Consider the following 25,627-nt stretch of genomic DNA (forward strand, 5'->3'; position numbering starts at 1 on the left):
AGTGATCGAAGGCGGGTCATCCGAACGGATGGCCCGCCTTCGGCGTTCCAGGCGCGCGTGCCGACGCGGCGGGCCACTCCTGGAAGGGTGACCCGCCGACGGTGTGCTCAGCGGCCCAGGGCGCGGCGGCCGCGGCCCTGCGAGAGGACCGGCAGGTTGCGCGACGGGGCCTGCGAGCGGGTGTCCTCCTCGAGGCGCAGGGCCAGTGCCGGACAGCGGCGCACCGCGCGCAGCGCCTTGGCCTCCGCGTAGCGCGGCACCTGCGCCTGGGCGACGGTCGGGAAGCCGTCGGCACCCAGTTCGAACACCTCCGGGAGGATGTCCGCGCACAGGCCGTGACCCCGGCACAGGGTCCAGTCGACGTAGATCTTCTGGCGGCTGGGACCGGTCTCCTCGGCCGCGCCGCCGCCCGGGACACCCGTCGGGACCCTGCCGTCCTCGAAGAGCGGCAGCACGCCCTCCACGGGCCGTCCGCAGCCGTTGCCGAGGACATGGGCGGCCAGGTCGTCCGTGAACGCCTTGAGGGTGGACTCCAGGAACATCGCCGAGCCGTCCGGGTGCGAGCACGCGCCGCGCCGCTTGACGTTCCTGGCGACCTGCTTGAGCGCCTCCAGAGCGGCCGGTCCGCCGCCGCCCAGGATGTCCTCCATGCCGCGCGCGGCGGCCGGCAGCCCGAGGTAGCACGGGCCGCACTGGCCGGCGCTCTCCTCGGCCAGCCACTTGGCCACCTGCAGCGACTCGCCCAGTGGACAGGTGTTCTGACTGATCGGCAGGATCGCCCCGGCGCCGAGCGAACCACCCACCGCGTCCAGGGAGTTGCGCGAGACGATCGCCTCGTTGACCGTCGCCGCGTCGATCCACTTGCCGTGGTAGCCGCCGGTCAGCACGCCCTGCGGCACCGGCGGTGCGCCGGCCAGCTGCAGGACGTAGCGCAGCGGCACGCCCGTGGGGACCTCGATCACCATGGGACGGGCGACGGCGCCGGAGACCGTCAGCATGACGGTGCCCGGCTCGTCGTACAGGCCGGTGTTGCCGTAGCGCTCAGGTCCGATACGGGCGGCGATCGCCAGTTGCGCGAAGGTCTCGGCGTTGGACAGCAGGGTGGGCGCGCCGCCGACGCCGGTCTGCGAGGCGCTCACCTTGCGGCCGGGCGGGATCGCCGGACCGCCGTCGATGGAGCGGATCAGCGACGCCGCCGCGCCCGTGACCATGCGCACCGGATTGCGCTGCACGCGCGCGCGGAGTGCCGATCTGCGGCCGTTGCTCAGGCCCCGTTCGGCCAGGGCGGCCTCCATGGAGCGCTGGGTGGACTCCCGGGTGACCCCCACCACGAGCGTGCGGGCACCGAGGGCCTCCGCGCACAGCAGGGTACCGTCCAGGATGAGGTGCGGGGCACGGTTGATGAGCACCGTGTCCTTGCGGCAGGCCGGTTCGTCCTCGCTGCCGTTGACGACGACGACCGGCCGTACGCCGCGGCGGATGGCCGACTCCGCGACCGACCGCAGCTTCTTGTGGAAGGGGAAGCCCGCGCCGCCGCGGCCCCTGAGGTTGATCGCCTCGGCGAGCTGCGCGAGCTGCTCGCCGCCCAGCGGTTCGAGCGGACCGTGCACCTTCAGGTGCATGGGCAGGTCGAGTCGTTCCACAAGGTCGAAGCCCGACGTGAGCTGTGGAAGTCCGACCACGCGGACTTCCGGGACGTCGGGCAGGGCCTCGTTCACCTATGGCCTCCGGAAGGCGTGTTCCAAGGTTCCCCCGAACCCGGCGCGTCGAAGGGGGCGCCGGGGTGTGTTTCAGTTGCGGGACCGCTCATGTACGTGTCGTTCGAGTTGTACGTGCCGTAGACCGGGTTCGTCTCACCGGTGTCGTACACATCACGTCCGCCGTAGCCGTTCGTGCCCGGATTGCCATAGGCCGGGATGGTGTGTCCCGTGTCGTTCAGCGGATCGTAGGCCGACGGGGGCGCCTCGCCGACGGGCGGCGGCGACGGGATCGGCCAGCTGCCCGAGGCGCCCGCCGCGCTCTCCATGCGCGGCATCGCCTCGGTGGCCTGCAGGTCGAAGGACAGGTCCATGCGCGCGGTCGGGTCGGCGGCGAAGGGCTGCCCCGGTGTCGAGACGGCCCGGTAGGCGGCCGCGAAGCCGGAGGTGTCCTCCTGGGCGGCGCCGGCCGCGGGAGCCTCGTAGAGCGACGCGGAGGGGGCCGTGACACGCGGCAAGGAGCCGGTCGTGTCGGTGCGCGAGGGCCGCGCCGCCCGCGCGTTCTCGTAGCCCGGCAGTACGGACTCCGCCACCCTGGCCCGGCTGGAGTCGAGATCGTCCAGTTCCGGCCGCTCACCGCCGCCGAGCAGCGTCACCAGCCGGTCGGCGACCTTGCGCTTGAACGGGCGCGGTGCCGCGCGCAGCGCCAGGGCCCCCATGACGCCGAGCAGGGACAGGCTGTAGAGGATCACGAAGATCGGCTTGGCCTGGCGGCCGGCGTACAGGCCGTGGACCAGCGCCGCGCACCAGGCCGGATAGGCCAGCATGTGCATGGCCCGCCAGCGCGCCGCGACCGGGGCGGGCGTGGCGAAGTTGCTGCGCAGGGCGCCCGTGATGCCCACGAAGATCATCAGCAGCCCGGCCAGGGAGCCGAGGCCGATCAGGCCGCCGCTGCCGGTGACGCCGAGCGAGAACGGAAGGACCGCGGCGATCAGCTGGGTGTGGTCCAGAGCGATCTTGGTGGTGATGTGCAGCAGGAGGAACGCGATCGAGGCGACCGCGGTGGTCCGGTGCACCGCCTGGCCCACGATCCGCTGGCGCGTGTTGAGGAAGATCCGGTCCTGGGCGACCAGGCCCCAGATCACCGAGCAGCTGAGGGAGACCAGGGAGAGGACGCCCGCGCCGAAGTTCAGGAACTCGCGGAACTGGCTCCCTCCCACCAGCACGACCACGGGTATCAGGAGCAGGACGACAGCGGACGCCACCCCGTAGGCCGACCGGCCCGGTTTGGGGAGCGAGCTGTTACTGCGACGAGGGTTCATGGGGGCAACTCCGAGCGGTTCGGGTGAGCGGTCCCGAGGACGAACTCTAAGTGGCTCCAAACCGAGCAGTACGCCGTTTGAGTTATTGCGTTGTTATCAACGGAACGTTCTGGACTCCTGTTGTCCCCATAGCGTCCGTTACGCCGGGAAATATTTGAACTAGGTTCAACTTTCCCGAACCTTCACAAGCGGATCGATACGTTCCTGTGAGGTTCGGCGGGTCCGCGAGGCGGGCGGGACGGACGCTCGTCGCGGCGCACTCGACGGCTGCGGTACCCTGACGCCATGCGTGCCGTACGCCTTCTGCTTAGCGAGCCGCGCTGATCAGTCCCGACCGCCGGTGAATCGGGTGGTCGGAATCGGCGCGGCGTCCCCTCCTGTGCGAGGGGATTTTTCGTTTCTTGAAAGTCGCAGCCGCTGGCAGAGACGATCGATGGAGCTTTGAGGATCATGAGCGAGACGAACTCCGCTGCCACCGCCGCCACCCCGGCGGAGGCGGCGCCGCACCGCTACACGGCCGCCATGGCGGCCGACATCGAGGCACGCTGGCAGGACTTCTGGGACGCCGAGGGCACCTACGCGGCACCGAACACCAAGGGTGACCTGGCCGGCGACCCCGAGCTGGCCGCCCGGCCCAAGAAGTTCATCATGGACATGTTCCCGTACCCGTCCGGTGCGGGCCTGCACGTCGGCCACCCCCTGGGCTACATCGCCACCGATGTATACGCCCGGTTCCAGCGGATGACCGGCCACAACGTCCTGCACACCCTGGGCTTCGACGCCTTCGGCCTGCCCGCCGAGCAGTACGCCGTGCAGACCGGCACGCACCCGCGCGTGTCCACCGAGGCCAACATCGAGAACATGAAGGCCCAGCTGCGCCGGCTGGGTCTGGGCCACGACAAGCGCCGCTCGTTCGCCACGATCGACCCGGACTACTACAAGTGGACCCAGTGGATCTTCCTGCAGATCTTCAACTCCTGGTACGACGACGAGGCCAGGCGGGCCCGTCCCATCTCGGAGCTGATCGCCCAGTTCGGGTCCGGTGAGCGTGCCGTACCGGGCCAGACGCGCGGGTGGCACGAGCTGAACCACGCCGAGCGCGCCGACGTCCTGGGCGAGTTCCGCCTGGCCTACGCCTCCGACGCGCCGGTCAACTGGTGCCCCGGCCTGGGCACCGTGCTGGCCAACGAGGAGGTCACCGCCGACGGCCGCTCCGAGCGCGGCAACTACCCGGTCTTCAAGGCCAAGCTGCGCCAGTGGAACATGCGCATCACCGCCTACGCCGACCGGCTGCTGGAGGACCTGGAGGAGCTGGACTGGCCCGAGGCCATCAAGCTGCAGCAGCGCAACTGGATCGGCCGCAGCGAGGGCGCCCGCGTCGACTTCCCCATCGACGGCGAGCACATCACCGTCTTCACCACGCGCCCGGACACCCTGTTCGGCGCGACCTACATGGTGCTGGCCCCCGAGCACCCGCTGGTGGAGAAGTTCACCCCGGCCGCCTGGCCGGAGGGCACCCACGAGGTGTGGACCGGCGGCCACGCCACCCCCGCCGAGGCCGTCGCCGCCTACCGCGCGCAGGCCGCGTCGAAGTCCGACGTCGAACGCCAGGCCGAGGCCAAGGACAAGACGGGCGTCTTCACCGGCGCGTTCGCGACCAACCCCGTCAACGGCGAGAAGGTCCCCGTCTTTATCGCCGACTACGTCCTGATGGGCTACGGCACCGGCGCCATCATGGCCGTCCCGGCGCACGACAGCCGCGACTTCGCCTTCGCCCGCGCCTTCGAACTGCCGATGCGCTGCGTCGTGGAGCCGTCCGACGACCGCGGCACCGACCCGTCGACGTGGGACGACGCCTTCGTGTCCTACGACGCGCGGATCGTCAACTCCTCCGGTGCCGACGACCTGACGCTGGACGGACTGGGCGTCGTCGAGGCCAAGGCGCGCATCACCGAGTGGCTGGAGCGCAAGGGCATCGGCGAGGGCACCGTCAACTTCCGCCTGCGCGACTGGCTGTTCAGCCGCCAGCGCTACTGGGGCGAGCCCTTCCCGATCGTCTACGACGAGGACGGCGTCGCCCACGCGCTGCCCGAGTCGATGCTGCCGCTGGAGCTGCCCGAGGTCGAGGACTACTCGCCGCGCACCTTCGACCCGGACGACGCCGACACCCAGCCCGAGACGCCGCTGTCGCGCAACGAGGAGTGGGTCGACGTCACCCTGGACCTGGGCGACGGACCCAAGAAGTACCGCCGCGAGACCAACACCATGCCCAACTGGGCCGGTTCCTGCTGGTACGAGCTGCGCTACCTGGACCCGCACAACAGCGAGCAGCTGGTCGACCCGGAGATCGAGCGCTACTGGATGGGCCCGCGCCAGGGCATGCCGCACGGTGGCGTCGACCTGTACGTCGGCGGCGCCGAGCACGCCGTGCTGCACCTGCTGTACGCGCGCTTCTGGTCGAAGGTCCTGTACGACCTGGGCCACGTCTCCTCCGCGGAGCCGTTCCACAAGCTGTTCAACCAGGGCATGATCCAGGCCTACGTCTACCGTGACAGCCGTGGCATCGCGGTGCCGGCCGCCGAGGTGGAGGAGCGCGACGGCGCCTACTACTACCAGGGCGAGAAGGTCAGCCGCCTGCTGGGCAAGATGGGCAAGTCCCTGAAGAACGCCGTCACCCCGGACGAGATCTGCGCCGAGTACGGCGCGGACACGCTGCGTCTGTACGAGATGGCGATGGGTCCGCTGGACGTCTCCCGCCCGTGGGACACGCGCGCGGTGGTGGGCCAGTTCCGGCTGCTGCAGCGGCTGTGGCGCAACATCGTCGACGAGACCACCGGCGAGGTCACCGTCTCCGACGCCGAGCCCGACGAGGAGACGCTGCGCGCCCTGCACAAGGCGATCGACGGCGTGCGCGGCGACCTGGAGGGGATGCGGTTCAACACCGCCATCGCCAAGGTCACCGAGCTGAACAACCACCTGACCAAGGCCGGCGGGGCGGTGCCACGCTCGGTCGCCGAGTCGCTGGTGCTGATGGTCGCGCCGCTGGCCCCGCACATCGCCGAGGAGCTGTGGCGCAAGCTGGGCCGCAGCGGCTCCGTCGTCCACCAGGACTTCCCGGTCGCCGACCCGGCGTACGTCGTGGACGAGTCCGTGACCTGCGTCGTCCAGATCAAGGGCAAGGTCAAGGCGCGTCTGGAGGTCCCGCCGACGATCTCCGAGGAGGAGCTGGAGAAGGTGGCGCTGGCCGACGAGAAGGTCGTCGCGGCACTGGGCGGCGCGGGCATCCGCAAGGTGATCGTGCGGGCGCCGAAGCTGGTGAACATCGTCCCGGCGTGACGGCGCGGTGTCGTGACGGAGGGGACGTCGTGACGGCCGGGGCTTGAGCGGCTCCGGGTAGTCCCCTACGGGCAGGTTCGGGGTTCTTCCGGAACCCCGGACCTGCCCGTTGCGTTTACCGTGGAAGAGCGGCGCGGCCTGTGCCGCCCGAGCCGAGGAGGAGCGCCGTGGAAGCAGTCGTCGCAGTCTTCGCCGTGCTCTTCGTGCTCTGCCTGGTGCTCGGCGCCTACGCCACGGTCAAGGCCGTCGGTGCCGCCAAGCGCGGCGTGGACCGCACGATCAGCCAGGCCCGCCGCGCGGTGGAGGACCAGACCCTGCGCGCCAAGTCCCTCGGCCGGCCCGGCCCGGCCGGCGAGCTGGCCGAGCTCCGGCTCACTCTGCGCACCTCGATGCGCGCCACCCAGGACGCCCTGTACGCGGGCGCGGCCGAGGACGAGTCCCTGAAGGAGTCCGTCGCCCTGTTCGAGCGGCTCAGCGCGTACGGACAGCAACTGGACGCCGAACTCAAGCGTCTGGAGGGCGAGCCCAACCGGGCGACGCTCGCCGAGCGGCTCCCGGGCCTGCGCGAGCGGACGCTGCGCATCACGGACTCGGCCGACTCCCTGCGCTGGGCGGCCCATGACCGCGCCCGCCGCTTCGCCGAGGACGACCTGGACATGCTGAGCGCCCAGATCGACGTGGAGGCCGATGCCCTGCGCCACTGGACCAGCCCGGAGCCCGCGGCCGCACCCGGGCCGTGGCCCGAGACCCCGGCCGACGGCCAGGACCGGCGAACGGCGCCGCAGACCCCACGGCCGGGCTCCGCCCCGGAGGCCGCCCGTCCCGCCATCACCCCGCCGGGCCGTCGCCCCGTCTACTCCTGGCAGAAGAAACCCCGCCCCGAGAGCACCACTTGATGCGCTCGATCCGGCCAGTGGCACACCCGGTCAGCGGGCCTGGGCTGCCGTCCGGGCGCTACGGCAGGTAACCTCCAGCTCATGTCCCGCCATGTCGCGATCGTCACCGATTCAACGGCCTACCTGCCGCCGCGGACGATGGCGCGCCACGGCATCACCACGGTCCCGCTGACCGTGGTCCTCGGCGACCGGGCGCTCGAAGAGGGCACGGAGATCTCCACCCGCTCCCTGGCGCAGGCACTGCAGAAGCGCCGGCCCGTCACCACCTCGCGCCCCAGCCCCGAACTCTTCGCCGAGACCTACCGCAAGGTGGCCGAATCCGGTGCGTCCGGCATCGTCTCCCTGCACCTGTCCGCGGAACTGTCGGGCACATACGACGCGGCGGTGCTCGCGGCCCGCGAGGCACCCGTGCCGGTGCGCGTGGTGGACACCGGAATGGTCGCGATGGCACTCGGCTTCTGCGCCCTGGCCGCCGCGGAGACGGCCGGGTCCGGCGGCACCATGGACGACGCGGTCACCGCCGCGGAGAAGCGGGCCGGGGGCACGTCCGCCTACTTCTACGTCGACACACTCGACTATCTGCGCCGCGGCGGCCGCATCGGCGCCGCACAGGCCCTGCTCGGTTCCGCGCTCGCCGTCAAACCGCTGCTCCAGCTGGACGGGGGCCGCATCGAACTCCTGGAGAAGGTGCGGACGGCCTCGAAGGCGATCGCCCGCCTGGAGGAGATCGCGGCCGAGCGCACGAGCGGGGCCGGCATCGACATCGCCGTCCACCATCTCGCCGCCCCGGAACGGGCGTCGGCCCTCGCGGACCGGCTGCGGGCGCGGGTGCCCGGGCTGGCCGAGCTGCATGTGAGCGAGGTCGGGGCCGTGATCGGGGCGCACACCGGGCCGGGGCTGCTGGGGGTTGTGGTCTCCCCTCGATGAGGCGTCGCCTTCTTCGATACCTCGTGTGGGTGACGGAGTTGTCCACAACCGGGAAGTAGTCCCCGGGAATCAAGCAAGATCATCGCGAATGTGCCGGGCTGCCCGATGCTCGTCGCATGGCACTTCGAGCACACTCACGCACAGCGACGGCAACCAGCGGCCCGGGCCGTGGCCCCGACTCGGACGGCCGCACCCGCCACCGCCGTCCGCCCGCCCGGCGCGGCCCCCGGCACCGCCACGCGCAGGCCGAGGACCTGCGCCGACGCGCTCGGGCACTGTTCGTCGAACACACCGGACTGCTGGGGGAGTGGGGACACACCGATCGACCTGCGGAGTCGGGGAACGGGCCGCCGTGGCAGGTGACGGTGAACCCCACCGGGCCGAGGGAGCAGGACTCCGTTCGGCGCGGCGCGAGCACCACTGCTGTGACGGACCAGGGGCCGGCTGCCGCGAGCGACGTGCTGTCGGCCGACGTGGGCGAACTGGAGACGGCTGCCGAGGGCGAGGCAGGTCAGGACGGTGCGGACGCGGGCGTGCGGGCGGGCGTGGGGGCGGACTGGCGGGACAGGGCCCGGCTCGCGCTGCGTGAGCGGATGCCGATGTGGGTGCAGACGCGGTGCGGCCTCGAGCGCAGGAGCGTGATCGCTCTCACGGTGGTGTTCGTCGTCGCCGGGGCCTTCGCCCTGCAGCACTTCTGGGCCGGCCGCGGCGAGGAGGTCCGGGCACCCGAGGTGGTGCGGGCCGTGGCCCCCGCCCCGGGGCGAGGGGAGGACAAGACCACCGCGTTCGGCGCCTCGGCGCCTTCACCGGATACCACTGCCTCGGCCGGCCCGGAGATCGTCGTGGACGTCAGCGGCAAGGTCCGTCACCCCGGGATCCACCGGCTCCCGGCGGGTTCACGGGTCGCCGACGCGCTACGGGCGGCGGGCGGAGTGCGCCCCGGCACCGACCTCGACGGTCTGAACCGGGCCAGGTTCCTCGTGGACGGTGAACAGGTGGTCGTCGGCGGGCCCGCCCCGGCGACGGGATCCGCCGCGGCCGGAACGGCCGCCGGGGGAGCGGCCGGAGCGGGCGCGGCGGGGCCTCCCGCCGCCCCGGTCTCTCTGAACACCGCCACCGCCGAGCAGTTGGAGACCCTGCCCGGTGTCGGTCCCGTGCTGGCCCAGCACATCATCGACTACCGCACGCAGCACGGCGGTTTCCGCTCGGTGGACGAGCTGCGCCAGGTCAGCGGCATCGGTGAGCGCCGCTTCGCCGACCTGCGAAGCCTGGTGAGGTCATGAGCCGGAACGCCGCCCCCACCGCGCCCCGGACGCGCCCCGCGGTGCACGCCGCCTCCGGCAAACGGCTCGGAGCCGCCCACCCCCGACAGGAAGGACCGACCGACTTACGGCTCGTCCCTCCCGCGCTCGCGGCCTGGGCGACGGCGGCCGTGGCTCTGGCGGCGCCGGCGGGATGGGTCACAGGCTTCGTGGCAGCGTGCCTCGCCGCAGCCGCCGTGCTCCTGTTCGCCACCCGGCAGCAGCGAGGACGTACCAGGCGGAGCAGGACAGCACCCGCACGCGAACTCGCGCCCACCCCCACCCCCACGCCCTCGCCACCCGCACCGCCACTGCCGCCCGAGCCGCAGCCGTCCTCACCCTCACCTCCACTCCCACCCCCAGCCCCATCCACCGGCTCGCGTGGCTGGGCGCGCAGTTCCGTCGCCGCGGTGCTGCTCGCCGCCGCCGCGGCCGCCGCTTCCGCGGGGCTGCACGGGGCCGACGTGCGCCGAGGACCCGTACCCGGGCTGGCCCGGCAGTACGCCACGGTGACCGCCGAGGTGGAGCTGACCTCCGATCCCCGGCTCACCCGGCCCCGGGTCAGCGGCGACCACATGGCGCCGGACTCGGTGCTGATCGACGCCGAGGTACGGCGCGTGGAGCGGGTGGGCGACGCGGGGGCCGTGGAGACCCGGGCGCCCGTGCTGATCCTGGTGAACACCGCCGGGCAGGCGCACGGGCACGGAGCCGACGCGCGGCCCTCGCCCTGGCTGGGGCTGCTGCCGTCCACGCGGCTGAGAGTGACCGCGCGGCTGGCACCCCCGCTCACCGACGGCGACCGGATCGCGGCGGTACTGCGGGTCCGGGGCCGGGCGGCGCCCGAGGTGATCGGGGGACCGTCGGGGCCGCAACGGCTGGCGGGCCGGCTGCGGGCCGGGCTGCGCGCGGCGACGGACGGACTGCCGGGGGACGCCCGGGCGCTGCTGCCGGGGCTGGTCGTGGGAGACACCTCCCGGGTCACGCCCGACTTGGACGAGGCGTTCAAGGAGACGGACCTCGCCCACACGCTGGCCGTCTCCGGAAGCAACCTCACGGTCCTGCTCGCCCTGCTCATCGGCCCGCCCGGACTGGCCCAGCACGTCGAACGCCGTGGCCTGGCGCCGAGACTCGGTCTGTCGCTGAGGGCCACCGCGCTGCTGTGCGGAGTGCTCACCCTCGGATTCGTCGTCGTGTGCCGGCCGGACCCGAGCGTACTGCGCGCCGCGGCGTGCGGGTCGGTCGCGCTGCTCGCCCTCGCGACCGGGCGCCGCCGATCGCTGATCCCGGCGCTGGCGACGGCCGTACTGCTGCTGGTGCTCTACGACCCGTGGCTGGCCCGCAGTTACGGCTTCCTGCTGTCGGTGCTGGCCACCGGCGCCCTGCTCACGCTGGCGCCCCGCTGGAGCGCGGCGCTGCGCCGGCGCCGGGTGCCCGCCCGCCTGGCCGAGGCGCTGGCCGCCGCGGCAGCGGCGCAGGCGCTGTGCACGCCGGTGGTCGCCGTGCTGTCGGCGCGGGTCAGTCTGGTGGCGGTGCCGTGCAACCTGCTCGCGGAGGTCGCGGTCGCGCCCGCCACGGTGCTGGGCTTCGCGGCCCTGGTGACCGCGCCGTTGGCGATGCCGGTGGCGAAGGCGTTCGCGTGGTGCGCGAGTTGGCCCACCGGGTGGATCGCGGACGTGGCCAGGACCGGGGCGGCGCTGCCCGGCGGGGGAGTGGACTGGCCGGGCAGCTGGACCGGGGCGCTGCTGCTGGGTCTGGTCACCGTGGTGGTCGTACTGGTGGGCCGGCGGCTGCTGGGACACCCGTGGCTGTGCGCCCTGTGCGGGGTGCTGCTCCTGCTGGTACTGGTGCAGCCGCCGCCGCTGACCCGGGTGATCACCGGCTGGCCGCCTCCGGGCTGGCGGTTCGCGATGTGCGACGTGGGGCAGGGCGACGCCACGGTGCTGGCGGCCGGACCGGGCACCGGTGTGGTGGTGGACGCCGGACCCGACCCCAAGCCGGTGGACCGCTGTCTGCGCGCGCTGGGCATCACCAGGATCCCGTTGGTCGTGCTGACCCACTTCCACGCCGACCATGTGACCGGACTGCCCGGTGTCCTGCGGGGGCGTTCGGTGGGCGTGATCGAGACGACCGGGTACGAGGAGCCGGCGGACCAGGCGGAGTTCGTACGGAGGGAGGCAGCCGGGCAGGGCATCCCCCTCACCCACGCCGCCGCCGGGGAGGAGCGGCGGATCGGCGGGCTGAGCTGGCAGGTCCTGTGGCCTCCACCACGCCCGTCGGCGGATCCGGACGGGCCCAACGACGCCAGCGTGACGCTGCTCGTCCGCTCCGGCGGGCTGCGGCTGTTGCTGCTGGGCGACCTCGAACCACCGGCACAGCAGCAGCTGTTGCGGTCACCGGCCCTCGCCCGGCTGGTCGGCGTGGATGTGCTCAAGGTCGCCCATCACGGCTCCGCCCACCAGGACCCGGACCTGATACGAGTGGTGGCCCCGCGGCTGGCGCTGATCTCCTGTGGCGCGGGCAACATGTACGGACACCCGGCCCCGAGCACGGTCGCGGCGCTCCAGGCGGAGGGTGCGAGAGTGCTGCGGACGGACCGGGACGGATCGCTCGCGGTCACCGGAGCGGGCGCGGGGCTGCGCGTGGCACGGGACTGACGGCCGGCGCCGACGGACGTCCGCATCGGTTCGGCGGTCCCGGGGGCGACAATGGCCGGCGTGAGTGATGTGAGACATGTACTGGTGCTGCCCGACCGCGATTCCGCGGAGGAGGCGGCTCAGGCGCTCGGGGTGCGGTTCGGAATCCGGGAGGAGCCGCAGCTCGTACGGGACGCGCTGGCCGGTGAGGACGATGCCGAGGACGCGCAGTGGCTCGTCGTCCTGCGGGACGAGGAGGAACGGCTGGACCCCGGGGAGCTGGACGAGTTCGCGGCGCAGTGGGACGGCTGGCGCGAGGAGCCGTAGGCGGTTCTCGCAGACCGCCGCGCCGCCCGTTGTCAGTGCCGCGTGGGATGCTTGTCGCGATGGCCAGGAAGACTGCGAATGACGACCCCCTCGCCCCGGTGACGCTCGCCGTCGGGCAGGAGGACCTCCTGCTCGACCGTGCCGTGCAGGAGGTGGTGGCCGCCGCGAAGGCCGCCGACGCCGACACGGACGTACGGGACCTCGCCCCGGACCAGTTGCAGCCCGGCACGCTCGCCGAGCTGACCAGTCCGTCGCTCTTCGCGGAGCGCAAGGTCGTGGTCGTACGCAACGCGCAGGACCTTTCGGCCGACACGATCAAGGACGTGAAGGCGTATCTGGGGGCGCCCGCCGAGGAGATCACCCTGGTGCTGCTGCACGCGGGCGGCGCGAAGGGCAAGGGGCTGCTGGACGCCGCGCGCAAGGCGGGGGCGCGGGAGGTGGCCTGCCCGAAGATGACCAAGCCGGCCGACCGGCTCGCCTTCGTGCGGGGCGAGTTCCGCGGGCTCGGGCGTTCGGCCACGCCCGAGGCGTGCCAGGCGCTGGTGGACGCGATCGGCAGTGATCTGCGCGAGCTGGCGTCGGCGGTGTCGCAGCTGGTCGCCGATGTCGAGGGGACGATCGACGAGGCCGTCGTCGGTCGCTACTACACCGGGCGGGCCGAGGCCTCCAGCTTCACCGTCGCGGACCGGGCCGTGGAGGGCCGGGCCGCGGAGGCTCTGGAGGCGCTGCGGTGGTCGCTCGCCACGGGAGTCGCGCCGGTGATGATCACCAGCGCGCTGGCCCAGGGCGTGCGCGCGATCGGGAAGCTGGCGTCCGCGCGCGGCGGACGCCCCGCCGACCTGGCGCGGGAGCTCGGCATGCCGCCGTGGAAGATCGACCGGGTCCGGCAGCAGATGCGCGGCTGGACCCCGGACGGGATCTCGGTGGCCCTGCGGGCGGTGGCCGAGGCGGACGCCGGGGTGAAGGGCGGCGGCGACGACCCCGAGTACGCCCTGGAGAAGGCCGTCGTGACCATCGCCCGAGCGGCACGCTCACGGGGCCGGGCCCAGGGCACGCCCTAGGGGCCTCTCGCCGATCATGCCGGGCGGATCGACGAGACACCCTCTGAATGCAAGCCGAAGGCCCCGGCCGCTTTCCCTGGGGAAGGGAGGCGGTCGGGGCCTTCGGTCACGCTCGTGGATCCATGCCCGCGTGGCGAACGCAGGCCGCGCATGGATCCTGGGTGCCGGTCGGGAGCGGATGAGAGAGGGCCCGCTCTGGTCCTCCCGGCGTCAAGTCAGGAAGTTCAGCCCTTGAGGGACGCGACCTTGGTAGCCAGCGCCGACTTCTTGTTGGCGGCCTGGTTCTTGTGGATGACGCCCTTCGAGACGGCCTTGTCGAGCTGACGCGCGGCAGCGCGCTGGTACTCGGTGGCCTTCTCGACGTCACCCGCGGCAGCGGCCTCGCGGGCCTTGCGGATCGCGGTCTTCAGGGAGGACTTGACGGCCTTGTTGCGCAGCCGAGCCTTCTCGTTGGTCTTGATCCGCTTGATCTGGGACTTGATGTTCGCCACGAATGAGCCTTCTCTTTCGAAATTTTCCGACGTGCCTCGCGCTGAGAGGGCATGAGACACAGCCACCCACACTACCAGCGGCCCGTCGAGTGGCCCAAACCCGTCGCAGGTCGCCGTCCGTGGGACCATGGAGACTACGTATCGATCCGACCCGAGACCGCAGACGGACAAGCACACGTATGCGGACGCCTCAAGAATCAGGACCCTGCGTGCCCGCGACCCCTACCCATGTGCCCGAGCCGAGCCGTACCGACCCGGCTCTGATCCGCAATTTCTGCATCATCGCGCACATCGACCACGGCAAGTCCACGCTCGCCGACCGGATGCTCCAGCTGACCGGTGTGGTTGAGCAGCGGCAGATGCGCGCTCAGTACCTCGACCGCATGGACATCGAGCGCGAGCGCGGCATCACGATCAAGTCCCAGGCGGTGCGTCTGCCGTGGGCCCCCACCCACGACCCCGGCAACACGCACATCCTCAACATGATCGACACCCCGGGGCACGTCGACTTCACCTACGAGGTCTCACGGTCGCTCGCCGCCTGTGAGGGGACCATCCTCCTCGTCGACGCGGCCCAGGGCATCGAGGCGCAGACCCTCGCCAACCTCTACCTGGCGATGGAGAACGACCTCACGATCATCCCCGTCCTCAACAAGATCGACCTGCCGGCCGCCCAGCCGGAGAAGTTCGCCGAGGAGCTGGCCAACCTCGTCGGCTGCGACCCCGACGACGTGCTGAAGGTCTCCGCCAAGACCGGACTCGGCGTCGAGGCGCTGCTGGACAAGGTGGTCGAGCAGATCCCCGCCCCGGTCGGCGTCGAGGACGCCCCCGCCCGCGCGATGATCTTCGACTCGGTCTACGACTCCTACCGGGGTGTCGTGACGTACGTCCGTGTGATCGACGGTCAGCTCAACAAGCGCGAGCGGATCCGGATGATGTCCACCGGCGCCACCCACGAGCTGCTGGAGATCGGCACCAACTCACCGGAGATGCTGCCGGCCGACGGCCTGGGCGTCGGCGAGGTCGGCTACCTCATCACCGGTGTGAAGGACGTCCGCCAGTCCAAGGTCGGTGACACCGTCACCAGCCAGAACAAGGGCGCCGAGGAGGCGCTCGGCGGCTACAAGGACCCCAAGCCGATGGTCTTCTCGGGCCTGTATCCGCTGGACGGGTCCGACTACCCGGAGCTGCGCGAGGCCCTGGACAAGCTCCAGCTCAACGACGCCGCGCTGGTCTACGAGCCGGAGACGTCCGCGGCCCTCGGCTTCGGCTTCCGCGTCGGCTTCCTCGGCCTGCTGCACCTGGACGTGATCCGGGAGCGGCTGGAGCGCGAGTTCGGGCTCGACCTGATCGCGACCGCGCCGAACGTGGTCTACCGCGTGGTCATGGAGGACGGGACCGAGCACACGGTCACCAACCCCAGCGAGTTCCCCGAGGGCAAGATCAACGAGGTGTACGAGCCGGTCGTGCGCGCCACCATCCTGGCGCCGACCGAGTTCATCGGCTCGATCATGGAGCTGTGCCAGACCAGGCGCGGCACCCTGCTCGGCATGGACTACCTCTCCGAGGACCGGGTCGAGATCCGCTACACCCTCCCGCTCGCGGAGATCGTCTTCGACTTCTTCGATCAGCTGAAGTCCAAGACCCGCGGCTACGCCTCCCTGGACTACGAGCCCACCGGTGAGCAGACGTCGAGCCTGGTCAAGGTCGACATCCTGCTGCACGGCGACAAGGTGGACGCGTTCTCGGCGATCACGCACAAGGACGCGGCGTACGCGTACGGCGTGCGGCTCGTCGCCAAGCTGCGCGAGCTCATCCCGCGGCAGGCCTTCGAGGTACCGATCCAGGCCGCCATCGGCTCCCGCGTGATCGCCCGCGAGACCATCCGCGCCATCCGCAAGGACGTCCTCGCCAAGTGCTACGGCGGTGACATCTCCCGTAAGCGGAAGCTGCTGGAGAAGCAGAAGGAGGGCAAGAAGCGCATGAAGATGGTGGGTTCCGTGGAGGTTCCGCAGGAGGCCTTCATCGCGGTGCTCTCCAGCGATGACAGCGCGGGATCGGCCAAGGGCAAGAAGTAACCGTCGGTAGCCCGGAGCGAGCAGCCGGCACCCCGGCGAACCGGGTGAAAAGGGGCCCGTCGCGTGAAAGTGCGGCGGGCCCCTGTGCATGGAGGCGGTCGCCCTCGGTAGGAAGTGACAGGCCGCAGCCCCTTACGCGGTGGCGGAAGGCGCCTTAATCTGTCCCTGCTCGATAGTTACTCGCGAGTTAAACAACGGCTGCGAGCCACAACCCGTGAGTCACCCCAGCCGCACCTGATCCACCCCAGCCGCACCTGATCCAGCCCAGCCACACCTGAGCCAGCCGCCGCACTGTCGCGGGCCCCGGAGGATGTCGTGAGCGACGCACAGACCCTGATCGAGAACCGTCCGCCGTCCGTGGCGGCACTCTTTTTGGAGCGTGTGGCGGCCACACCGGACGCCGAGGCCTATCGGTACCCCGTGCCCTCCGGCTCCGGTGAGGGCCCGGACGAGTGGAAGTCGCTGAGCTGGGCACAGGCCGCCCAGCGGGTCTTCGCGATCGCCGCCGGGCTCATCGAGCTGGGTGTGCGGCCCGAGGAGCGGGTCGCGCTCGCCTCCTCCACGCGGGTGGAGTGGCTGCTCGCCGACCTCGGCATCATGTGCGCGGGCGCGGCCACCACCACGATCTACCCGCAGACCAACGCCGACGAGTCGGCCTTCATCCTCTCCGACTCCGAGAGCAAGGTCCTCGTCGCGGAGAACGCCGCCCAGCTCGCCAAGGCGCTCGAGAAGCGCGCGGAGCTGCCCGACCTGCACCACGTAGTCGTCATCGACCCGGCCGGCGTCGAGACCGGCGACTGGGTGCTCACGCTGACCGAGCTGGAGCAGCGCGGCGCCGCCTACCTGGACAAGCACCCCGAGCTGATCAAGGAGCGGGTCGGAGCCCTCACCAAGGACCAGCTCGCCACCCTCATCTACACCTCCGGCACCACGGGCCGCCCCAAGGGCGTCCGGCTGCCGCACGACAACTGGTCGTACATGGCGAAGGCGATCGCCTCCACCGGCCTGATCGGCCCCGACGACGTGCAGTACCTGTGGCTGCCGCTCGCGCACGTCTTCGGCAAGGTCCTCACCTCCGGCCAGATCGAGGTCGGTCACGTCACCGCCGTCGACGGCCGGGTCGACAAGATCATCGAGAACCTGCCGGTGGTCCAGCCGACCTACATGGCGGCCGTCCCGCGCATCTTCGAGAAGGTCTACAACGGCGTGGCCGCCAAGGCCCGTGCGGGCGGCGCGGCCAAGTACAAGATCTTCCAGTGGGCCGCCGAGGTCGCCCGCGAGTACGCCAAGGTCACCCAGGACAACTTCAAGCGCACCGGCGTCCACTCCGCGCCCTTCGCCCTGGCCTCCAAGCACAAGGTCGCCGACAGGCTCGTCTTCGCCAAGATCCGCGAGGCCTTCGGCGGCCGGCTGCGCGCCTGTGTGTCGGGCAGCGCCGCGCTCGCCCCGGAGATCGGCTACTTCTTCGCCGGCGCCGGCATCCACATCCTGGAGGGCTACGGCCTCACCGAATCCTCCGCGGCCTCCTTCGTCAACCCGGGCGAGGCCTACCGCACCGGCACCGTCGGCAAGCCGCTGCCCGGCACCGAGGTCCGTATCGCAGACGACGGCGAGATCCTGCTGCGCGGCCCCGGCATCATGCAGGGCTACCACAAGCTGCCCGAGAAGACCGACGAGGTGCTGGAGTCCGACGGCTGGTTCCACACCGGCGACATCGGCGAGCTCTCCCCGGACGGCTACCTGCGCATCACCGACCGCAAGAAGGACCTGATCAAGACCTCCGGCGGCAAGTACATCGCGCCCGCCGAGGTCGAGGGCCAGTTCAAGGCCGTGTGCCCGTACGTCTCGAACATCCTGGTCCACGGCGCCGACCGGAACTTCTGCACCGCCCTCATCGCCCTCGACGAGGTCGCGATCCTGGAGTGGGCCAAGGAGAACGGCTTGGAGGGCAGGTCGTACGCGGATGTGGTCGCCGCGCCGCAGACGGTGGAGATGGTCGACGGGTACGTCAAGCAGCTCAACGAGGGCCTCCAGCGCTGGCAGACCGTCAAGAAGTTCCGCCTGCTCCCGCGCGACCTGGACGTGGAGCACGGCGAGATCACCCCGTCCCTGAAGCTGAAGCGGCCGGTGGTGGAGCGCGAGTACAGGCATCTGATCGACGAGATGTACGCGGGCACCCGCGAGGCCTGACCGGGGCCGAAACGAACGGGAACCAACCGAACGAACGAAGCGGACAGATCCGTTGATCGGATCTGTCCGTCTTCGTATACGGATTGCGTCTGGTTCTTGTCTGGCTGGCTCATTTCGGTTACTCGGTGCTCATGGACGCGGTCTTTCTGTCACCCTGTCCGCGTCGTGCGTGCCGAGGGCGCGCGTCCGCACTGTCCGGGGAGCCGTCATGGTGGCCATTCCGACGCAACGGGAGACGCTCTCCCGTGGCGGTGACACGGCTGCGCAGCAGCGCGCTCAGGAGCGTACCCAGGCGCATGCGACCCTGCCCGGAAGCCCTCTCGCGCCGGGCTCCGCCCGTGGGCTGGCGCGCGCGGCGCTCACGGAGTGGCGAGAGCTCGGACTGACCGTTCCCGACCGCCTCGCCGACGACGTCCTGGTGGTCGTCAGCGAACTGGTCACCAACGCCGTCGTGCACGCGGGCACCGACGTCGAGCTGGTCTGCCGTCTGGAGCCGGAGACCGGCGCGTGCGTCGTCGAGGTGTCCGACCAGCACCCCTCGCGCGCCCCCCGCGGCCACGTCGGCGAGGCGCCGTACGAACCCCCGGAGTACGGCCGCGGGCTGCGGCTCGTCGCCGCGCTCGCCGAGGAGTGGGGCGTCACCTACCGGACCGGGGCCAAGACGGTGTGGGCACGGCTGCCCGCCGAGGGCGACGAGGAGGACACCGAGGCGTACCACGCGGAGCCCGGCCTCGGCGTCGCCGAGATCCTCGCCCCCGACCCGCAGCGCGCCGAACGCGACCGCGAATGGCTGGGCCGCGGCGCCCTGTCCTTTCTCGCCGAGGCCTCCGACCTGCTCGCCGGGCAGCTCGACGAGGACCTGGTCGCCGCGCTCACCGGGCAGCTGATCGTGCCCCGGCTGGCCGACTGGTGCGCGGTGTGGCTGGAGGACGAGGCCACCGCCCGGGGAGGCTGGAACGACGGCACGGGCGCCGCCGGACCGCGGCTCGCCCGCGTCTGGCACGGCAGCGAGAACCACCTGGAGGAGCTGCGCCGTGCCCTGGAGAAGGACCCTCCGCAGCCCACCGAGGACTTACGCTCCGGCCCGGCCCCCTACCCCTGGCCCGCGCAGGCCCTCGGCCCCCGCGCGGCCGACGGCGCCGCGCTCGCCTACCGTCTGATCGCCGGCGGCCGCCCGCTGGGCACGCTCGTCATCGGCCGGGCCGGGCTGGCGCGCTTCCCCGACGAGATCACCGGGCTGGTGGAGGACCTGAGCCGACGGGTGGCGCTCGGCATCGGCGCGGCCCGGCAGTACGCCCGCCAGGCCACCATCAGCGCCGTGCTCCAGCGCGGGCTGCTGCCCGGCGCGGTCGCCGAGATCCCCGGAGTGCGCAGCGCCCTCGTCTACGAGCCCTGCGACCAGGGCGGCCCCAGCGGCGACTTCTACGACCTCTTCCCGGCCGGTGACGGCCGCTGGTGCTTCGCGGTGGGCGACGTACAGGGCAAGGGCCCGGAGGCCGCCGTGGTCATCGGACTCGCCCGGCCCTGGCTGCGGCTGCTGGCCCGCGAGGGCTACGGCGTCGCCGACGTCCTGGACCGCCTCAACCAGCTCCTCCTCGACGACGCCACCGAGGCCGCCGACGCGGCCGCCCGGGCCCTCGTGGGCCCCGTCGCCCCCGGCGACGGCCCCCAGACCCGCTTCCTGTCCCTCCTGTACGGCGAGCTCGTCCCCTTCGACGGCGGCGTCCGCTGCACCCTCGCCAGCGCCGGGCACCCGCTGCCGCTGCTGCTCACCCGCGCCGGGGACGTCCGTCCGGTCGCGCGCCCGCAGACCCTGCTCGGTGTCATCGAGGACGAGACGTACACCAGCGACGCCTTCGAGCTGGAGCCCGGTGACACGCTGCTGTGCGTCACCGACGGGGTGACCGAGCGGCGCTGCGGCTCGCGCCAGTTCGACGACGGCGACGGGCTCGCCGCCGCACTCGCCGACTGCGCCGGGCTGGACGCCGGCTCGATCGCCGAGCGCATCCAGCTGCTCGTGCACGAGTTCGCGGAACGCCCGCCCGAGGACGATCTGGCCCTGATGGTGCTCCAGGCGCAGTGACGGCGGGCAACCGCCCCGGGCCGGCCCGGCGGGGCAACCGCCCGGGTTCCGGACAGCGGGGCAACCGCCCGGGTGCTGGACAATGGAAGGCATGCCTTCCGCACTTCCCGACGGCGAGCCCGTCCCCGCCGACGGCGCACTGCCCGCACAGGCGCTCGCCGGGGCGGCCGACCGCCCGCTCGGCTTCTACCTCCACGTCCCGTACTGCGCGACCCGCTGCGGGTACTGCGACTTCAACACCTACACGGCGACCGAGCTGCGCGGCACGGGCGGAGTCCTGGCCTCCCGGGACAACTACGCGGACACGCTGATCGACGAGATCCGCCTCGCCCGCAAGGTGCTCGGCGACGACCCGCGCAAGGTCCGCACGGTCTTCGTCGGCGGCGGCACGCCGACCCTGCTGGCAGCCGGCGACCTCGTACGGATGCTGGGCGCCGTCCGCGACGAGTTCGGCCTGGCGCCGGACGCGGAGGTCACCACGGAGGCGAACCCGGAGTCCGTCGACCCGGCGTATCTGACGACCCTCAGGGAGGGCGGCTTCAACCGGATCTCCTTCGGCATGCAGAGCGCCAAGCAGCACGTGCTGAAGATCCTCGACCGGACCCACACCCCCGGCCGCCCCGAGGCGTGCGTGGCCGAGGCCCGTGCGGCCGGCTTCGAACACGTCAACCTCGACCTGATCTACGGCACCCCCGGCGAGTCCGACGACGACTGGCGGGCGTCGCTGGACGCGGCGCTCGGCGCGGGCCCGGACCACGTCAGCGCCTACGCGCTGATCGTCGAGGAGGGCACCCAGCTCGCCCGCCGGATCCGCCGCGGCGAGATCCCGATGACGGACGACGACGTGCACGCCGACCGCTACCTGATCGCCGAGGAGGCCCTGTCCGCGGCGGGCTTCGAGTGGTACGAGGTGTCCAACTGGGCCACCTCCGAGGCCGGCCGCTGCCTGCACAACGAGCTGTACTGGCGCGGCGCCGACTGGTGGGGCGCGGGCCCGGGGGCGCACTCGCACGTGGGCGGGGTGCGCTGGTGGAACGTCAAGCACCCGGGGGCGTATGCGGCGGCGCTGGCGTCGGGGAAGTCGCCGGGGGCCGGGCGTGAGGTGCTGTCCGAGGAGGACCGCCGGGTGGAGCGGATCCTGCTGGAGCTGCGGCTGCGCGAGGGGGCGCCGCTGTCGCTGCTGAAGGAGGCGGGGCTCGCAGCATCCCGCAAGGCCCTCTCGGAGGGGCTTCTGGAGCGCGGGCCCTACGACGACGGGCGGGCCGTACTGACACTGCGCGGGCGGCTGCTGGCGGACGCGGTGGTGCGGGACCTGGTGGACTGAGGGGGCCGGCCGGCTAGGCCGGCTCGGTCACGAAATCGATCAACTGCTCCACCCGGCCCAGCAGCTCCGGCTCCAGGTCCTTGTAGGACCCCACCCGCTTCAGGATCGCCTGCCACACCGCCCCGGTGTTCTCCGACGGCCAACCCAGCGCACGGCACACGCCCGTCTTCCAGTCCTGGCCGTGGGGGACCGTGGGCCAGGCCGGGATGCCCAGTGCGGCCGGCTTCACCGCCTCCCAGATGTCGATGTACGGGTGACCCACCACCAGCGCGTGCTCGCTGGTCACCGACTCCGCGATCCGCCACTCCTTGGTGCCCGGCACCAGGTGGTCCACCAGCACGCCCAGCCGCGCGTCCGGGCCCGGGGCGAAGGACTCGACGATCGACGGCAGGTCGTCGACGCCCTCCAGGTACTCCACGACCACGCCCTCGATGCGCAGGTCGTCGCCCCAGACCTTCTCGACCAGCTCGGCGTCGTGCCGGCCCTCGACGTAGATCCGCCCGGCGCGGGCCACGCGCGCGCGTGCACCGGGGACGGCGACCGAGCCGGAGGCGGTGCGGGTGGGCCGTACCGGCTCACCCGACGACGGCCGTACCAGGGTCACCACACGCCCCTCCAGCAGAAAGCCCCGGGGCTCCAGCGGGAACACCCGGTGCTTGCCGAAGCGGTCCTCCAGGGTCACCGTGCCCGCCTCGCAGCGGATCACCGCCCCGCAGAAGCCGCTCCCCGGCTCCTCGACCACCAGACCGGGCTCGGCCGGCACCTCCGGCACGGCCTTCGGCTTCTTCCATGGCGGGGTCAGGTCGGGGGAGTACGAACGAACGCGCGGGCCCGAAGGGCCCTCGTTGGAAGGGCGGTGGCGGGAGACGGGTGGGCGCATTCGAGTGACGATAGGAGAAGTCCTGCGGCGATCAGCGCGACACGCCGAAGCGTGCCGCCAGGGCGTCGCGCTGGGCCCGGACGAAGGCCGCGTCCACCACCGCTCCGTGACCGGGGACGTACAGGGCGTCCTCGCCGCCCAGTGCCAGCAGCCGGTCCAGGGCGGCGGGCCACTCGGACGGTACGGCGTCGGGGCCGGCCTGGGGTTCGCCGGACTCCTCGACCAGGTCGCCGCAGAACACCACCGGACGCTCGCCCGGCACCACCACCGCCAGGTCGTGCGCGGTGTGTCCCGGGCCCACGTCGGCCAGCAGCACCTCCCGGCCGCCGTCCAGGGCGAGGGTCAGCCGGCCGGAGACCTCGCGGCCGGGCCGTACCAGGGCCGCCACCGCCTCGTCCGCCGCACGCGCGTCCAGCCCGTTGCGCACGGCGTCCGCGCGCAGTTCCGCACGCCCGTGCACGCCGTCGAACACGGTCCGTGTGCCCTCGGCCGCGAAGACCTCCGCGTCCTCGAACCGGGCCGCCCCGAAGACGTGGTCGAAGTGCGGGTGCGTCAGCGCGAGAAGTGTCACACGCCCACCGCCGAGCTCCCGCGCCTGCGCCCGCAGCCGCTCGCCCTCCGCCAGGCTCGACCCGGCGTCCACCAGCAGCGCCGAGCCGCCCGAGACGACCAGCCCGACGGTGCAGTCCCACACCGGCAACCGCACCCGGCCGACCCCCTCCGCCAGCCGCTCCCACCCCAGCTCTTCCCAAGTCACCGTCATGCCGCGACGCTAGCCCTCCCGGCATCGGCCCGACGGCACCAGCCTTGCCGCCGATGTACCCGACGGCCGTACACTGGGCCCGGGAATGCTGGCACTCGTATGCGCCGAGTGCCAGGCGGGAGCCGAGGAAGATTCTGGAGGTGCGCGCGATGCTCAGTGAGCGACGGCTTCAGGTGTTGCGTGCCATCGTCCAGGACTACGTCGGCACCGAGGAGCCGGTCGGCTCCAAGGCCCTCACGGAGCGGCACAACCTCGGCGTCTCCCCGGCCACGGTCCGCAACGACATGGCGGCCCTGGAGGACGAGGGCTACATCGCCCAGCCGCACACCAGCGCGGGCCGCATCCCCACCGACAAGGGCTACCGCCTCTTCGTCGACAAGCTCGCCGGGGTCAAGCCGATGACCGGGCCGGAGCGGCGCGCCATCCAGAACTTCCTCGACGGCGCCGTCGACCTCGACGACGTGGTGGCCCGTACGGTGCGGCTGCTGGCGCAGCTGACCCGGCAGGTCGCCGTGGTGCAGTACCCGTCGCTGACCCGTTCGACCGTGCGGCACGTGGAGCTGCTCTCGCTCGCGCCCGCGCGCGTGATGCTGGTGCTGATCACGGACACCGGGCGGGTCGAGCAGCGGATGATCGACTGCCCGGCCCCGTTCGGCGAGACCTCGCTTGCGGACCTGCGGGCGCGGCTGAACAGCCGGGTCGCCGGCCGCCGCTTCACGGACGTGCCGCAGCTGGTGGAGGATCTGCCCGAGGGCTTCGACCTCGAGGACCGCGGGACGGTCTCCACGGTGCTGTCCACGCTCCTGGAGACCCTGGTGGAGGAGAACGAGGAGCGGCTGATGATCGGCGGCACCGCCAATCTGACCCGCTTCGCACACGACTTCCCCCTCACCATCCGGCCCGTCCTGGAGGCGCTGGAGGAGCAGGTCGTCCTGTTGAAGCTGCTCGGTGAGACACAGGATCCGGGCATGACCGTGCGCATCGGTCACGAGAACGCCTACGAAGGACTCAACTCCACGTCCATCGTGTCGGTGGGCTACGGTTCGGGCGGCGAGGCAGTCGCCAAGCTCGGCGTGGTCGGACCGACCCGCATGGACTACCCGGGAACGATGGGAGCGGTACGCGCAGTGGCACGGTACGTCGGACAGATCCTGGCGGAGTCGTAAGTGGCCACGGACTACTACGCCGTTCTCGGCGTGCGTCGCGACGCGTCGCAGGAAGAGATCAAGAAGGCCTTCCGGCGGCTCGCGCGCGAGCTGCACCCGGACGTCAACCCCGATCCGAAGACCCAGGAGCGGTTCAAGGAGATCAACGCCGCTTACGAGGTGCTGTCGGACCCGCAGAAGAAGCAGGTCTACGACCTCGGCGGCGACCCGCTCTCGCAGTCCGGCGCGGCCGGCGCGGGCGGGTTCGGGGCCGGCGCCTTCGGCAACTTCTCCGACATCATGGACGCGTTCTTCGGCACCGCGTCGCAGCGCGGACCGCGCTCGCGCACCCGCCGGGGCCAGGACGCCATGATCCGGCTGGAGGTGGAGCTGGACGAGGCGGCCTTCGGCACCACGAAGGACATCCAGGTCGACACGGCCGTCGTCTGCAACACCTGCAACGGCGAGGGCGCGGCGCCGGGCACCTCCGCCCAGACGTGCGACATGTGCCGTGGCCGCGGTGAGGTCTCGCAGGTCACCCGGTCCTTCCTGGGCCAGGTCATGACGTCCCGGCCCTGCCCCCAGTGCCAGGGCTTCGGCACCGTCGTGCCGACCCCGTGCCCGGAGTGCGCGGGCGACGGCCGCATCCGCGCCCGGCGCACGCTGACGGTGAAGATCCCGGCCGGTGTGGACAACGGCACGCGCATCCAGCTCGCGGGCGAGGGCGAGGTCGGCCCCGGCGGCGGTCCGGCCGGTGACCTGTACGTCGAGATCCACGAGCTGCCGCACCCGATGTTCCAGCGGCGCGGCGACGACCTGCACTGCACGGTCACCATCCCGATGACCGCGGCGGCCCTCGGCACCAAGGTGCCGCTGGAGACCCTGGACGGCCTGGAGGAGGTCGACATCCGACCGGGCACGCAGTCCGGCCAGTCGATCCCGCTGCACGGCCGGGGCGTCACACATCTGCGCGGCGGCGGCCGGGGCGACCTCGTCGTCCACGTCGAGGTCCAGACCCCGGGCAAGCTCGACCCCGAGCAGGAGCGCCTGCTGCGCGAGCTGGCCAAGCTGCGCGGCGAGGAGCGGCCGCAGGGCCAGTTCCAGCCGGGTCAGCAGGGGCTGTTCTCGCGGTTGAAGGATGCGTTCAACGGCCGCTGAGGCGGGCTGTCGGAT

The 25,627-nt window shown here is 72.0% G+C and carries 18 protein-coding genes; 13 read left to right on the plus strand and 5 right to left on the minus strand.

Annotated elements, in window-relative coordinates:
• Positions 1-107 precede the first annotated feature (107 nt).
• Complete coding sequence (locus tag IE318_RS10360; RefSeq protein WP_189898865.1) at positions 108-1,718, minus strand: NADH-quinone oxidoreductase subunit NuoF family protein; 1,611 nt, start codon at positions 1,716-1,718, stop codon at positions 108-110.
• Positions 1,715-3,019 (minus strand): cytochrome b/b6 domain-containing protein, encoded by a 1,305-nt coding sequence (locus IE318_RS10365; protein WP_189898867.1) that lies wholly within the window; start codon positions 3,017-3,019, stop codon positions 1,715-1,717. The genes IE318_RS10360 and IE318_RS10365 overlap by 4 nt, the downstream gene beginning before the upstream one ends.
• Positions 3,020-3,469: 450 nt before the next feature.
• Between IE318_RS10365 and leuS the strand changes: the two genes are divergently transcribed.
• The 7 genes from leuS to holA all read left to right on the plus strand — a co-directional run bounded on the left by leuS (position 3,470) and on the right by holA (position 13,500).
• The gene (leuS, locus tag IE318_RS10370) at positions 3,470-6,355 is read left to right on the plus strand and encodes a leucine--tRNA ligase (protein WP_189898870.1); all 2,886 of its coding nucleotides are present in this window, start codon (positions 3,470-3,472) and stop codon (positions 6,353-6,355) included.
• 167 nt (positions 6,356-6,522) lie between these two features.
• Positions 6,523-7,251 carry a hypothetical protein gene (locus tag IE318_RS10375; protein ID WP_189898871.1) on the plus strand — a complete coding sequence of 243 codons (729 nt, stop codon included), beginning with the start codon at positions 6,523-6,525 and terminating at the stop codon, positions 7,249-7,251.
• 81 nt (positions 7,252-7,332) lie between these two features.
• Positions 7,333-8,178 (plus strand): DegV family protein, encoded by an 846-nt coding sequence (locus IE318_RS10380; protein WP_189898874.1) that lies wholly within the window; start codon positions 7,333-7,335, stop codon positions 8,176-8,178.
• Positions 8,179-8,294: 116 nt separating this feature from the next.
• Positions 8,295-9,461 (plus strand): ComEA family DNA-binding protein, encoded by a 1,167-nt coding sequence (locus tag IE318_RS10385; protein ID WP_189898876.1) that lies wholly within the window; start codon positions 8,295-8,297, stop codon positions 9,459-9,461.
• Complete coding sequence (locus IE318_RS10390; protein ID WP_373311120.1) at positions 9,458-12,133, plus strand: ComEC/Rec2 family competence protein; 2,676 nt, start codon at positions 9,458-9,460, stop codon at positions 12,131-12,133. Before IE318_RS10385 ends, IE318_RS10390 begins: the two co-directional genes overlap by 4 nt.
• 60 nt (positions 12,134-12,193) lie before the next feature.
• Positions 12,194-12,439, plus strand: a complete 246-nt coding sequence (locus IE318_RS10395) for a hypothetical protein (protein ID WP_078917146.1) — start codon at positions 12,194-12,196, stop codon at positions 12,437-12,439.
• A gap of 59 nt (positions 12,440-12,498) precedes the next feature.
• Positions 12,499-13,500, plus strand: a complete 1,002-nt coding sequence (holA, locus tag IE318_RS10400; RefSeq protein WP_189898878.1) for a DNA polymerase III subunit delta — start codon at positions 12,499-12,501, stop codon at positions 13,498-13,500.
• 224 nt (positions 13,501-13,724) lie between these two features.
• On the opposite strand, the gene rpsT is transcribed toward holA, so the two are convergent.
• The gene (gene rpsT / locus IE318_RS10405) at positions 13,725-13,991 is read right to left on the minus strand and encodes a 30S ribosomal protein S20 (protein ID WP_030172934.1); all 267 of its coding nucleotides are present in this window, start codon (positions 13,989-13,991) and stop codon (positions 13,725-13,727) included.
• Positions 13,992-14,200: 209 nt separating this feature from the next.
• Between rpsT and lepA the strand changes: the two genes are divergently transcribed.
• The 4 genes from lepA to hemW all read left to right on the plus strand — a co-directional run bounded on the left by lepA (position 14,201) and on the right by hemW (position 21,666).
• Positions 14,201-16,069, plus strand: coding sequence for a translation elongation factor 4 (lepA, locus tag IE318_RS10410; RefSeq protein ID WP_030172937.1), 1,869 nt, complete (start codon positions 14,201-14,203; stop codon positions 16,067-16,069).
• Positions 16,070-16,384: 315 nt separating this feature from the next.
• Positions 16,385-18,259, plus strand: a complete 1,875-nt coding sequence (locus IE318_RS10415) for an AMP-dependent synthetase/ligase (protein WP_189898881.1) — start codon at positions 16,385-16,387, stop codon at positions 18,257-18,259.
• A gap of 208 nt (positions 18,260-18,467) precedes the next feature.
• Positions 18,468-20,342: an ATP-binding SpoIIE family protein phosphatase gene (locus IE318_RS10420; protein ID WP_189898883.1), complete on the plus strand. Its 1,875-nt coding sequence runs from the start codon at positions 18,468-18,470 to the stop codon at positions 20,340-20,342.
• A 91-nt stretch (positions 20,343-20,433) separates the two neighbouring features.
• Positions 20,434-21,666, plus strand: coding sequence for a radical SAM family heme chaperone HemW (gene hemW / locus IE318_RS10425; RefSeq protein WP_189898885.1), 1,233 nt, complete (start codon positions 20,434-20,436; stop codon positions 21,664-21,666).
• A gap of 13 nt (positions 21,667-21,679) precedes the next feature.
• On the opposite strand, the gene IE318_RS10430 is transcribed toward hemW, so the two are convergent.
• Positions 21,680-22,546: a DUF3097 domain-containing protein gene (locus IE318_RS10430; protein WP_189898887.1), complete on the minus strand. Its 867-nt coding sequence runs from the start codon at positions 22,544-22,546 to the stop codon at positions 21,680-21,682.
• A gap of 31 nt (positions 22,547-22,577) precedes the next feature.
• Positions 22,578-23,309 carry an MBL fold metallo-hydrolase gene (locus IE318_RS10435; protein WP_189898889.1) on the minus strand — a complete coding sequence of 244 codons (732 nt, stop codon included), beginning with the start codon at positions 23,307-23,309 and terminating at the stop codon, positions 22,578-22,580.
• A 149-nt stretch (positions 23,310-23,458) separates the two neighbouring features.
• Between IE318_RS10435 and hrcA the strand changes: the two genes are divergently transcribed.
• Positions 23,459-24,475: a heat-inducible transcriptional repressor HrcA gene (hrcA, locus tag IE318_RS10440; protein ID WP_030172954.1), complete on the plus strand. Its 1,017-nt coding sequence runs from the start codon at positions 23,459-23,461 to the stop codon at positions 24,473-24,475.
• The gene (dnaJ, locus tag IE318_RS10445) at positions 24,476-25,612 is read left to right on the plus strand and encodes a molecular chaperone DnaJ (RefSeq protein WP_030172957.1); all 1,137 of its coding nucleotides are present in this window, start codon (positions 24,476-24,478) and stop codon (positions 25,610-25,612) included.
• The last annotated feature ends 15 nt before the right edge of the window (positions 25,613-25,627 follow it).

Source organism: Streptomyces spiralis, from assembly GCF_014654675.1.
Taxonomy (GTDB): Bacteria; Actinomycetota; Actinomycetes; order Streptomycetales; family Streptomycetaceae; genus Streptomyces; species Streptomyces spiralis.